We start from the raw sequence: 12,115 nt of genomic DNA, 5'->3' as shown, positions 1-12,115 counted from the left end.
CTATGGCAGGGACGCGCCCTGAACGGCCTGGATGTCCAGCTCCACTTTCAGGGTCGCACCGATGAGGGCGACACCCGCCCGCACCACCTGGTTGTACGTCATCGCGAAGTCGTCGCGGCGCAGCTCGGTCTCCGCCCGGAACGCCGCCCGCAGGCCACCCCAGGGGTCAGGCCCGGTCCCCAGGTACGTCATGTCGAGGTCGACCGGCCGCATGATCCCGGCCAGCGTGAGCATCCCGTGCACGGTCCACCGGTCGGGACCGGACGTGGTGAGCCCGGCGCTGCGGTAGGTGATCGTGGGGTGCGCCGCCACGTCGAGGAAGTCGGCCGACCGGAGGTGGTCGTCGCGGGTGCCGTTCCCGGTGTCGATCGAGGCGGCGGCGATCTCGGCGACGACCGAGGAGGTCTCGGGCGTCGGCCCGATCTCGATCTGCCCGGCGAACTCGGTGAACCGCCCCTGCACGCTGCTCAGCCCGAGATGCTGGGCCGTCGCGGCGATCCTGCAGTGGGCGGGGTCGAGCGTCCACACGCCGGGCGGGGGCAGGTCGGCGCCGCCCTGGCGGGACAGCACGACCGTCCCCAGCTCGGCGACCCCGGCGCCGGTCGCGATCGCCGTCTGGGCGGCCGGGGCGTACCCGACGGCCGTGACGACCACCGTGTAGACGCCGGGCTCCAGCGGGCCGGTCGCCACGGCTCCCTCGGCGTCGGCCTGGACGCGCGCGACCTGCAGGCCGCTCATGTCGGTGACCGTGACCACGGCGTGCTGGACGGCCCATCCGTCCTTGGTGCGGATCAGGGCGTGCAGTCCCCGGCGGCCGGTCGGGGCGCTCTGCGCGGCCTGCTGACTGGTGTGCATACGACTCGTGCTCTCCCTGCTCGTCCTGCGAACCGCTTGTCCGTCCTGCGACCCGCTCGTCCCGCGACCCGCCTGTAAGCGCTCGTCCCGCTAACGGCCTGCCGGCCGGCCCGGCCGCGCGCGGCCGGGCCGGGGGCGGGGTCACTCGGGGTGGCCCAGCCAGATGTCGCGGCCGTCGTCGTCCCGGCCGTCGACGGTCATGGTGTCGGCCACGGGCGGGTACCCGGTGGCGATGACCGTGTACTGGCCGCCGGTCAGGTCCGCGAACGCGTACTCGCCGTCCTCGCCGGTCGTCGTGGTGCCGACCACGTTCCCCGCGGCGTCCAGCAGCGTCACCCGCGCGTCGTTCAGGGGGCCGCCGCCGCGCACCCGTACGGTGCCGCGGACCCGGGCGCCGGGCCGGAGCTCGACGTCCTGCCGGGTGAGGCCGGTGCCGATGACCTCGACGGGAACGGCGACCGGGCGGTGGGAGGGCGCGCTGACCGCCATCGTGTACGTGCCGGCCACGACCCCGGAGAAGGTGTAGACGCCCTCGCCGTCGGTGCTTCCCGAGGTGACGACCTCGCCACGGACGTCGGTCACGACGACCATCGCCTCGGCCACCGGCTTCCCGTCGAGGTCGCGCACCACGCCGGTCAGCTTGCCGGAGCCCGCGAGGATCAGGTCGAAGTCCACCGGCTGGTCCCCGACCACGAGCGTGGCCACCTGCGGGTCGCGCTCGGCGGCCGACGCGATGAGGACGTACGTGCCTCCTCCGGGCGCCTGGACGCTGTAGCCGCCGTCGGCCCGGGTCATGGCCCTCCCGAGCTGGTGGCCGCGCACGTCGATCAGCGTCAGCGTGGCGTGGCCGACGGCGAAGCCGTCCTCGCCGCTGACGAAGCCGCGGATCTCCACGCCGCCGTCCGGTCCCGCGGCCCACTCGCCCGCCGCCGCGTACGCGGGCTCCCAGCGGTCCCGTACGGCGGGCGAGGCGGCCAGCCCGTCGGCGAGCGTGTCGGCGCCGCGCGCCCCCACGGGCGCGGGCCGCTGCCGGTCGCGCTGGGCGTGGCGGCCGGCGGCCGCACCGTTCCTGGCCCGCGTCCCCTCGGCGACCGGCTCGGGGGCCGGCTCCGGCGCGGCGGCCGGCGCGGTGGCCGGGGCGGAGGCGGTCCGCAGCGGGACCTCCTTGATGAACAGGATCGCGAGCAGCGCGAGCAGCGCGAGCGGCGCCGCGTACAGGAACACGTCGCCGACCCCGTGGCCGTACGCGCTCTCGACGACGGCCCTGACGGGGGCGGGCAGCGAGGAGAGGCGGGGGATCGAGCCGTCGCCGCCGGCCTCGCCCTTCACGCCGATCGCGGCCAGGCCCTCACGCAGGTACGTGCCGACCCGGTTGACCACCAGGGCGCCGAGCGCGGACACGCCGATCGCGCCGCCGAGGGAGCGGAAGAACGCGACGACGGAGCTGCCGGCGCCGAGCTCCTCGGGCCGCACCTGGTTCTGCACGGCGAGGACGAGGTTCTGCTGGGTCAGGCCGAGGCCGACGCCGATCGCGAACATGTAGACGGCGACGAGCCAGTAGTCCGTGTCGTACCGCAGGGTGGCCATGAGGGCCAGGCCGACGGTGAGGAGGAAGGAGCCCGTGGTGAGGATGGCCTTCCACCGGCCGGTACGGGTGATGATCTGGCCGCCGACCGTCGAGGCGAGCGCGAGACCGAGGATCATCGGCAGCGTCATCAGGCCGGCCTTGGTGGGCGACTCGCCCCGGGCGAGCTGGAAGTACTGGCTGAGGAACGTGGTGGCGCCGAACAGCGCGACGCCGACGAGGACGCTCGCGACGACCGCGAGCGAGATGGTCCGGTTGCGGAACAGCCGCAGGGGGACGATGGGCTCCTTGGCCTTGACCTCCACGAGCAGGAACAGCAGCGCCAGCACGACCGCGCCGCCGACCATGGCGGCGGTCTGCCACGACAGCCAGTCGTACTTGTTGCCGGCGAACGAGATCCACACGAGCAGCAGCGACACCGAGGCGGCGATCAGCACGGCGCCTCCCCAGTCGATGCTGACCTGGCGCCTGCGGACCGGCAGGTGGAGGGTCTTCTGCAGCACGAACAGGGCGATGACCGCGAACGGCACGCCGACGTAGAAGCACCACCGCCAGCCGAGCCAGGAGGTGTCGACGATGACGCCGCCGACGAGCGGGCCGCCGATGGTCGCGACCGCGAAGACCGCGCCCAGGTAGCCCGAGTAGCGGCCGCGCTCACGTGGCGCGATCATCGCCGCCATGATCACTTGGGAGAGGGCCATGAGGCCGCCGGCCCCGAGGCCCTGCACCACCCGGGCCCCGATCAGCATCTCGGAGTTCTGCGACAGGCCGGCGATCGCCGACCCGATCACGTAGACGATCAGACCGAGCTGGACCAGGACCTTCTTGCTGAACAGGTCCGCGAGCTTGCCCCAGATGGGGGTGGAGACCGTGACCGCCAGCAGCGAGGCGGTGATCACCCAGGTGTACGTCGTCTCGTCGGCGTGCAGGGTGGCCGTGATCGTCGGCAGGGCGTTCGCCACCACGGTCGACGAGAGGATCGCCACGAACATGCCGAGGAGCAGCCCCGACAGCGCCTCCAGGATCTGGCGGTGCGTCATGGGGACGTCCTGGTCGGGTGCCGGCTGGCGCACCTCGGCCGGTATCGCGTTCGCCATCAGTGTCCTTCCACTGTCTCTGCCAAGCCTTCGTTCACGTGCCGCGGGGGAGCGGCGGCGGGGGCGCGCACGCGTGCGGTGCGCCCGGGTCCGTGCGCCGGCGTCTCGACGCTCGCCCTGAGCCGGGCCAGCAGGCCGGACAGCTCGGTGATCTCGTCGTCGGACCAGGTCGTCAGCGCGTCGGCCAGGAGGCGGCGCAGCTTGCCGCACGACTCGCGCGCGAGGCGCTCGCCCTCGGGTGTCGCCCGGATGAACCAGGAGCGCCTGTCGTGGGGATTCGGCACGCGCTCGGTCCAGCCGCCGTCCTCGAGGTCGGCGACGCGCCGGCTGATGACCGACTGGTCGACGTCGAACATCTCCGACAGCTCCCCGACGCGGGCGGGGCCGACCCGCTCCAGCACGACGAGGATCGCGAGGCCCGTACGGCCCGCGGGCCAGGGCAGGTCGCGGCCCAGTCCTTTGATCACCGTCTTCACGTCGAGCAGCCGCAGGAGCAGCTCGTCGCAGCTCGCCTCCGACGCCATGATGCTCGCCTCCAGTTAGTTTCCCTAAGCAAGCATATCTGATCGTTGCTTAAGGCAACCTTCAGGACGGCCCTATGGGACGAATGAGGCGAAAGAGGCGGAGGTCAGACAGAGGGAAGACTGAGCGTGGCCGTGACGATCGTCCGGTCGATGTGGGCCTCGGCCGTGTTGCCGCCGGGGGTTCCGGCGACCCAGTGGGCGACCTGCGGGGTCTGCCTGCTGTCCTGGACGACCCAGGTGGCGCCGGTGCCGGCGCCGTCGCGCAGGAGCCGGGCCACGCCCGCGCTGTCCACGACCACCGTCCACGTCGCGAGGTCGCCCGCGCCGCCGAGCGACAGGACCCTGGTCCAGACGGTGGAGCCCTTCGTCATCGTCCAGACGCCGCCCTTCTGGACCGTGAGCATGAGCCGCCGGGCGCCGTTGGCGACCTTCGTGCCGAAGCTGACCCCCAGGCCCGTACGCGGGTCGAGCGCGCTGTCGTCGATCACCCGGCCGCGGACCTCGACGGTGAAGTCGCAGCCCCTGGTCACGTCGAGCGGGAGCACGGCCTGGACCACGCGGCCGCCCGCGCTGCGCAGGCGCAGCCCGCCGTCGAGGAGCCGGGCGCCGGGGGCGTCGAGCGCCCAGCCGTCCCAGGAGCCCCCGGCGACGTGGTCGGCGACCTCGATCAGGTCGAGGACGGCCTCGCCGTCGCTCCAGGCCGAGACCCCGGCGGCGGAACCGGTGACCGGGACGCTCCACCGGGCCCCGCCCTCGGCCGTGGCGGTCCCCGCCGCGTCGACGATCACCCGCCAGGCTTCGGACGGCGCGTGGACGCGGGTCCACCCGGCCGTGCCCAGGGCGTACAGGCCGTCGGGGCGCACGGCGACCGTGAGCGCGCGGGCGCCGGTGCTCACCGTGACCCCGAGCCCCTCGCCCGACTCGGGGAAGCGGGTCACCCCGCCGCGGACCGTCAGCACGAACCCGCCCGCCGGTCCGTACGGCCGGCTGATCGACGCCCCGGCGAGGCGGAACCCGCCGGACGGCGTGGGCTGCGCCGCGCCGCCCGCCGTCCAGCCGGCCGTGCCCCGGGTGACGCCGGTGAACGCGTTCGAGACGTCGAGCCGGGCGACCCTGATGTCGGTCTGGTTGTGCTCCCAGACGACGGCGAACCTCCCCGGCGCGTACTCGTCGGCGCTCGCGTAGACGTCCCAGCCGCGGCCCGCCCCCGTGGTGCTCCTCCTGCCGTCGGCGAACAGCCGGCCCGGCCCCCAGGGCGTGCCGGGCCGCTTGACCTTGTAGTAGAGGACCTCGCGGTACTGGTCGGGCTTGCTCTCCGAGGTGCCGGTGAACGGCCCGGCCAGCGTGTTGTAGATCGCGAGGTGGAGGCCGTTCGCGTCCGTGGCGAAGAAGGTCTTGACGTAGTAGTTCGGCAGATCGGGGTCGAGCGTCATCCGCGACCAGGTGAGGCCCCCGTCGGTGCTGGTGGCGGTGGCGGCGTACGCGGCGTGGGTGCGGTAGTGCGCGTCCCGCGCCTCGGCGGTCGGGCCGCCGGTGAGCGTGCGGGCGACCATGACCAGCGTCTTCGGGTCGTCCTGGGAGACCGCGACCTGCGGCTCCTCGACCGACACGCCCGGCGGGTTCTCCGCGAGGGCGCCCGGCGTCCAGGTGACCAGGTCGGACGAGCGGAGCACGCCGGCCTTCGTCGTCCCCTGGGCCGAGCGCCAGTACGGCACCAGCCACACGCCGTCGTGCCGGATGGGCTTGCCCGCCACGACGACGCCACGGGGGTTCGGCGGGACGGCGACGGTGACCGGGACGTCGGCCCACGTTCGGCCGCCGTCCGTGCTCCGCTTGACCGTCATCTCGACCGGGAAGCCGTCGAGGTCACCCTCGGCGTCGCGGTCCGCGGCGATCGTGATGCGCCCGAGCAGCGCGTGGAGCGTGCCGGAGTCGTTGAGGAAGACGACGTAGTGGTACCGGTGGACCGCGTCGTCCGCGGCCAGCGTCCCGACGGTCCAGGTCCGGCCGCCGTCCTCGGATCTGGCGATCTTTATGGCGCCCTGGTCCTTCGGCGCCGGATCCCCGGGGTCGGCCACCCCGGCCCGCCAGCCGACCACCAGCCGGGCGGCGTCGAGGGCGACGATGTCCGGCACCCGGTTGCCCTCGTGGACGAGCTCGCCGGAGGGGTCCTTCCGCACGGCGCTGTAGACGGTGACGGGGGCGGAGACCGCCGCTCCCACGACGTCGGTGTCCGGCCATGATCGGGCAGGGGTCGTCACCCGACCCAGGGAACACGGGAGATAGGCCCGACTTCAACCAAATCTCACGGCGTTCAGACCATGTACACGCCATCGTCACATTTCAGAAGGCATATCTGATTCGGCAGAACGGCAGCCTCTCCGCGACCAGGTCCGTGAGCGCGGCGTCGTACCGGCCCTTGTGGCCGGTCCGGTACCGCGCGTTCCAGCCGCCCGTCTGCGACCGCTTCGGCTGCTGCAGGTCGGGCCGCCACAGCACCTCCTCGGCCTTGGGGCCCGCACGACCTCGCCGGCGATCGCCGCGTTCTGCCGCCGGGCGTGGCGGTGGATCAGGTGCCCTTCGGGCATACCGGCGTCGTACCCGGTTTGGGTTGCCGGCCATCTGCCGGTTACTCGGGCATCAACTGATCGCCACAACCGCTTGTCAGGTTCGGGTCGTAGGCGCCTCCCACGAATAAGGAGACCCCATGACCTGGCGAACCGGCCCAGCCGTCCTCACCGCCTCGGCGACTCTCGGGGCGCTCGTCGCCCCGCCGGCCGCCGCGGCCACCCCGTCCCACCGCCGTACGGCGGAGGTCGTGACCGTGGCCCACCGCGGGGCGTCCGCGTACGCGCCCGAGAACACGATCACGGCCTTCCGCATGGCCCGCGACCAGCACGCCCACATGTTCGAGCTGGACGTACAGGAGACGAAGGACCACAAACTGGTCCTGATGCACGACACGACCCTCACCCGCACCACGAACGTCGAGCGGGTCTTCCCCGGCCACGCGCCCTGGCGGGTCCGCGACCTCACCCTCGCCCAGGTCAAGAAGCTGGACGCCGGCTCCTGGTTCGGCCGGGCCTACCGGGGTGAGCGCGTCCCGACGCTCGGCGAGACGCTGCGGGCCATGGGCGGCAGCCGCCTCGGCCTGCTCCTGGAGATCAAGGAACCCCGGCTCTACCCCGGCATCGAGGCCCGCGTCGCGCTGGAGCTGCGGCGGCATCCGGAGTGGCTGCGTCCCGGCCGCCTCGTCGTCCAGTCGTTCGACTGGACCTCGATGCGCCGCTTCCACCGGCTCCTGCCCGCCGTCCCCGTCGGCCTGCTCGGCACGCCCGCCTCCTCCCAACTCCCCGGCGTCGCGACATACGCCTCCTACGTCAACGTCCCGTACGGCCGGCTCAGCGCGGCGTACGTGCGGCGCGTCCACGGCCGTCACCTGAGGCTGTTCGCCTGGACGGTGGACAGCCCGTCGGCCATGCGACGCCTGATCTCGTACAAGGTGGACGGCATCATCACCGACAAGCCGGACGTCCTGCACGGCGTGACGTCGGGATAGGGCGGGTTGCGGCGTCCGGTCCGGGCGGTGTCAGCCCATGCTCTTGGCGCCGTCCAGGGACTCGCGGATGATGTCGGCGTGGCCGGCGTGCTGAGCGGTCTCGGCGATGACGTGCATCAGCACCCGGCGGGCCGACCACCGCGCGCCGGGCTCGAACCACGGGGCCTTCGGCAGCGGCTGGGTGGCGTCCAGGTCGGGCAGGGTCGCGACCAGCTCGTCGGTCCGGCGGGCCACCTCGGCGTAGGCGTCCAGCACACCGGCGAGCGTCTCACCGGGCAGCAGCCGGAAATTGTCGGTCCACCGGGCCATGTCGGCCTCGGTCATGTCGGTGGAGTCGCCCGACGGGCCGTTCAGGATGAAGTCCGCCCAGTTCCGCTCGACCTCGGTGACGTGTTTGATCAGGCCGCCCAGGCACAGCTCGCTGGCGGTGGTCCGCTGCCCGGCCTGCTCGTCGGTGAGGTCACGGGTGGTGAAACGGAGGAAATGCCTGGTCTTGGCCAGCATCGCCAGCAGGTCGGCACGCTCGCCGGTGACGTCGTGGGTGGCCGGCTCGTCGACGGTCGTGGTCTCGCTCATGGTCTCCGCTCTCCGTTGTCCTGTTCCGTCGGTCAGGACCGACGCTAAGCCACATAGCGGTCAGTTTCTGGCCTGAATTGCGGAAGACTTACGAACATGGCGAACACCAGCACCCGAACGCTACGGCTGCTGTCCCTGCTGCAGACCCACCGGTACTGGCCGGGCACCCAACTCGCCGAGCGGCTGGGGGTCTCGGTCCGCACCCTGCGCCGGGACGTCGACCGGCTGCGCCAGTTGGGCTATCCGGTCGAGGCGCAGCGCGGCGTTGACGGCGGCTACCAGCTCGCCGCGGGCGCGGCACTGCCGCCGCTGGTGATCGACGACGAGGAGGCGGTCGCCCTGGCCGTCGGGCTGCAGGCCGCCGCGCAGGGCGCGGTGGAGGGCATCGCCGAGTCATCGGTGCGGGTCCTGGCCAAGGTGGTGCAGGTGATGCCGGCCCGGCTACGGCGCCAGGTCGAGGCGCTCCGCGCGATGACCGTGCCCGCCGGCTGGAACGGCCCGGCCGGCGCGGGCGCCGACCCGGGCGTGCTCACCGCCGTCGCGCTGGCCTGCCGGGACAGCGAACATCTCCGCTTCTCCTACACCGCCGCCGACGGCCGGCGCACCGACCGGCACGTCGAACCGCATCGGCTGGTCTGTCTCGGCCGCCGCTGGTACCTGGTCGCCTACGACCTCACCCGGCACGACTGGCGCAGCTTCCGCGTCGACCGGCTCACCGCGCCGAACGGCGCCGGTTCCCGTTTCCGGCCGCGCGAGCTGCCCGCTGCCGACGCCGCCGAGTTCGTCCGCTCCGGCCTGGACAACCTGCCCCGCCCGTACCGGGTGGAGGTCCTGGTCGACGCCCCGGCCGCGACCGTACGCGAACGGATCGGCAGATGGAGCACGGTCGAGGAGGTCGACGCCGAGCACTGCCGCGTGCGCATCACCGCCGACTCCCTCGACTGGCCGACCATGGCACTGGGCGTGCTCGACGCCGATTTCCACGTCCTCGACCCGCCCGAACTGCTTGAGCAGATCCACAACTGGGGCGCCCGGTTCACCCGGGCGTAGGCGTGAAGGCCCGGCGTCGAGATGTGCTAGCGGTAGTTCGTGAACTGCAGGGCGATGTCCAGGTCCTTGCCCTTCAGGAGGGCGATGACCTCCTGCAGGTCGTCCTTCTTCTTCGAGCTGACCCGGAGCTCCTCGCCCTGGATCTGCGCCTTGACGCCCTTCGGGCCCTCGTCCCGGATGAGCTTGGAGATCTTCTTCGCGTTCTCCTGGTCGATGCCCTCCTTGAGGGCGACCATCAGCCGGTACTCCTTGCCGGACAGCTTCGGCTCGCCCGCGTCGAGGACCTTGAGCGACAGACCGCGCTTGACGAGCTTCTCCTTGAACACGTCGAGGACGGCGTTCGCCCGCTCCTCGCTGTTCGCCTTGATCTCGATGTCCTGCTGCCCGGACCAGGAGATGCCCGCCCCGGTGCCCTTGAAATCGAACCGGTGCCCGACCTCCTTGACCGTCTGATTCAGAGCGTTGTCGACCTCCTGCCGGTCGATCTTGCTGACCACGTCGAAACTGCTGTCGGCCATCGGTGTCCGTGTCCTCTCCTCGTTGCCCTTCGAGATTAGTGGCCCGCGTGTGATCAGAGGCCGGTACGCGCGTCTTCCGTCGCCGGATCAGCCCGTACGTCCCGGCGCATGACGACGCGGGGCGCCAGTTCGATGCCCATCGCCCGTTCCCGCTCGACCAGTGCCGCCAGCTCAGGTCCCCACAGTTCGGGAGGAAGTACGGCAAAGCCTCGCCGGGCGTACCAAGGGGCGTTCCACGCCACGTCCCGGAACGTCGTCAGCGTCACCGCCGTGGTGACGGCCGCCGCCGCGTCGCACACCGCGTGGAGGAGCAGCGTGCCGACGCCCCGGCCCTGACATTCCGGCCGTACGGCAAGCTGATCGAGGTGCGTCAGCCCGTCCACCTCACCGATCAGCGCGAACCCCACCGGCGGATCCCCGGCCACGATCACCCGCCCCGGGTCGTCGCACTCCTCGATCATCGTGGTGCCCGGCGGGAACACGATCCCGAGCGGCTCGAACAGCCCGTCCGCCGCCCGCTCGACCTCGGCCAGCCGGGGCAGGTCCTCGCTCCGCGCCCATCTGATCACCGTTCCACTATGGCTGTTACCTGTGGGACTGGTGATGCCTTCGACCTCGGAACCACCCATGTCACGTGCACCCGGGAAGTCCGCTATTCTTCTACCTGTCACCGCGCGAGCGGCGGACACGGCAGGTTGCCCGAGTGGCCAAAGGGAGCGGTCTGTAAAACCGTCGGCTCAGCCTACCCAGGTTCGAACCCTGGACCTGCCACCAGCAGAAAAGAGCCCCTGACTAGCAGGAACGCCGGTCTGGGGCTCTTTCCGTGTGTCCGGTGGTGTCCGGCCGTCAACGGCCCCCGCTGCGGGTGATCGTGCCGAATACGTGCCGAAGCCGGCCGTGCTCATCCCCCGTGGGGGACAGGAGAACATCCACCAGTGCGCCGAGATCCTCTGCGACGACGGCGAGACCCGCTTCGCGACGCTGCTGGCCCGGGCGCCCGCCCGGACCTCGGCCGGGGAGTCCGGGTGGGCTTACCTGGTCCGCTACAACGCCGGCGATGTTCTAACGGGAAGATGGCGATCGAGTTCCGTTCTTCCTACGCCGGACGACCACCATCACGGCGAAGTCGTCGGGGCTGTCCTGCGCCACCATCACGATCACGACCACCGACGCGGTCGGAGCAGCGGGCGAGATCGAGCCCGCCAACTTCGGCAATCAGCCCTCTACTTAACTAGACGCACACGCCCGCCCTCCTTCCGGAGGGCGGGCGCTTCGCACGTTACTTAACGTACCGTTTTGTCAGGATCAGGCCCGCTACAGCCAGATGATCCACTTCCTGCGACGGTTCATGATCACTCCTTTCGTGTCGGCTCCCTCAACGCGGCGTTTTCACCGGCGCGAGGTGAACATGACGCCGGAAACCGGCTGGGACGAAGTGCAAGCATCGGAGACGTCGGTATAGGCGGGGTATATGTGCTGGTGTCGGCGGGTCCTGAAAAGTGGGCGCACGCACTTTCCGTGAAGTGGACTACTTGATGAAAGTCCTTCAGCCTTGGTACGGCAGTCCCCCTTCTGGGCCGATCCAGTCGGCGCCGTCGAGGGTGTAGGAGTCCATGTCGAAGGAAATCTGCCAGGCCGCGCTGTTGTAATTGCGGCCGCGATGAAGGCCTGCGCCGTGGAGCTGCTGGAGGTGGTGAACGAGGCGGAGCTGGTCTTCGCCTCGGTCGGGGCGCCGGCGAGAGGGTCGGCGTAGTACCGCAGCTCACACGACGCGGTCGAGCTGGAGTGGGTGGCCTTGACCTCGATCCGCACCCACGTGCCGGTGGGGACGGCGTTGGTGGCGGTGGTCATCGTCGAGCCGTTGGAGTCTCACCCTTGCGGGCGGCGGTCATGTTTCTTGATGTGGATGTGGACTAGTTGACCGGGACGCTGGCGTTCGTAGCGGCGGATACGGGTGGCGGTAGACCGGTCCAGGTGGGCCAGGGGTGGCATCCGGTAGCGGACAAGGACGCGGTGGATGGTGGAGGGAGCAAGGCCGAGGCGGGCGGCGATCCTTGCCGGGCCGAGCCGGCGGGTCACGCGGATCTTGCAGATGCGTCGTTCGGTGCGCTGGTCGGCACGGGTCGGGCAGCGGTGCGGGCGGCTGGAACGGTCGGCCATGGCGGCCGGGCCGTGCTGCCGGTAGCGCGAGGCCCAGCGGGCGGCGGTGGTGTGGGTGACCTGGAAGCGTTCAGCCGCCCGGCGCAGGCTCCAGCCGTCATCGACGATGCAACGCGCCAGGCGAAGTCGCCCCTCGCTCTCGGCCCTGTCCACCGAGTCGACACTGCCCAGCCCGTGAACATCGGCGAGCT

The 12,115-nt window shown here is 71.5% G+C and carries 10 protein-coding genes, 1 tRNA gene and 1 pseudogene; 3 read left to right on the top strand and 9 right to left on the bottom strand.

Annotated features, from left to right (window positions below; genetic code table 11):
• From Mco01_RS08795 to Mco01_RS08775, 5 genes are all read right to left on the bottom strand, one after another.
• On the bottom strand, positions 1-855 hold the full coding sequence (locus tag Mco01_RS08795; RefSeq protein ID WP_204056386.1) for a YceI family protein: 855 nt from the start codon (positions 853-855) through the stop codon (positions 1-3).
• A gap of 141 nt (positions 856-996) precedes the next feature.
• On the bottom strand, positions 997-3,537 hold the full coding sequence (locus tag Mco01_RS08790; protein WP_204056385.1) for an MFS transporter: 2,541 nt from the start codon (positions 3,535-3,537) through the stop codon (positions 997-999).
• Positions 3,537-4,061, bottom strand: coding sequence for a MarR family winged helix-turn-helix transcriptional regulator (locus tag Mco01_RS08785; protein WP_204056384.1), 525 nt, complete (start codon positions 4,059-4,061; stop codon positions 3,537-3,539). Before Mco01_RS08785 ends, Mco01_RS08790 begins: the two co-directional genes overlap by 1 nt.
• Positions 4,062-4,165: 104 nt before the next feature.
• A complete protein-coding gene (locus tag Mco01_RS08780; protein ID WP_204056383.1) occupies positions 4,166-6,322 on the bottom strand; it encodes a sialidase family protein in 2,157 nt (718 codons plus the stop codon).
• An 82-nt stretch (positions 6,323-6,404) separates the two neighbouring features.
• Positions 6,405-6,560, bottom strand: coding sequence for a hypothetical protein (locus Mco01_RS08775; RefSeq protein WP_204056382.1), 156 nt, complete (start codon positions 6,558-6,560; stop codon positions 6,405-6,407).
• Between the two features lie 208 nt (positions 6,561-6,768).
• Between Mco01_RS08775 and Mco01_RS08770 the strand changes: the two genes are divergently transcribed.
• A complete protein-coding gene (locus tag Mco01_RS08770) occupies positions 6,769-7,620 on the top strand; it encodes a glycerophosphodiester phosphodiesterase (RefSeq protein WP_204056381.1) in 852 nt (283 codons plus the stop codon).
• 30 nt (positions 7,621-7,650) lie between these two features.
• Here the strand turns inward: Mco01_RS08770 and Mco01_RS08765 are convergent, their stop codons facing one another.
• The gene (locus Mco01_RS08765) at positions 7,651-8,196 is read right to left on the bottom strand and encodes a DinB family protein (RefSeq protein WP_204056380.1); all 546 of its coding nucleotides are present in this window, start codon (positions 8,194-8,196) and stop codon (positions 7,651-7,653) included.
• Positions 8,197-8,292: 96 nt separating this feature from the next.
• Between Mco01_RS08765 and Mco01_RS08760 the strand changes: the two genes are divergently transcribed.
• A complete protein-coding gene (locus Mco01_RS08760; RefSeq protein WP_204056379.1) occupies positions 8,293-9,246 on the top strand; it encodes a helix-turn-helix transcriptional regulator in 954 nt (317 codons plus the stop codon).
• Positions 9,247-9,272: 26 nt separating this feature from the next.
• Here the strand turns inward: Mco01_RS08760 and Mco01_RS08755 are convergent, their stop codons facing one another.
• Both Mco01_RS08755 and Mco01_RS08750 read right to left on the bottom strand, forming a co-directional pair.
• A complete protein-coding gene (locus Mco01_RS08755) occupies positions 9,273-9,764 on the bottom strand; it encodes a YajQ family cyclic di-GMP-binding protein (RefSeq protein WP_204056378.1) in 492 nt (163 codons plus the stop codon).
• A gap of 53 nt (positions 9,765-9,817) precedes the next feature.
• Positions 9,818-10,333, bottom strand: coding sequence for a GNAT family N-acetyltransferase (locus tag Mco01_RS08750; RefSeq protein WP_239103442.1), 516 nt, complete (start codon positions 10,331-10,333; stop codon positions 9,818-9,820).
• Between the two features lie 120 nt (positions 10,334-10,453).
• Here Mco01_RS08750 and Mco01_RS08745 point away from each other — a divergent pair.
• Positions 10,454-10,538: transfer RNA gene (locus tag Mco01_RS08745), tRNA-Tyr, on the top strand.
• A 1,098-nt stretch (positions 10,539-11,636) separates the two neighbouring features.
• Here the strand turns inward: Mco01_RS08745 and Mco01_RS08740 are convergent.
• Positions 11,637-12,077: pseudogene (locus Mco01_RS08740) on the bottom strand (helix-turn-helix domain-containing protein); the annotation flags it as partial.
• Positions 12,078-12,115: the final 38 nt, after the last annotated feature.

Source organism: Microbispora corallina (assembly GCF_016863035.1).
Classification (GTDB): domain Bacteria; phylum Actinomycetota; class Actinomycetes; order Streptosporangiales; family Streptosporangiaceae; genus Microbispora; species Microbispora corallina.
Note: the sequence above shows the minus strand (reverse complement) of the source record. Positions and strands in the feature narration are given on the sequence as shown.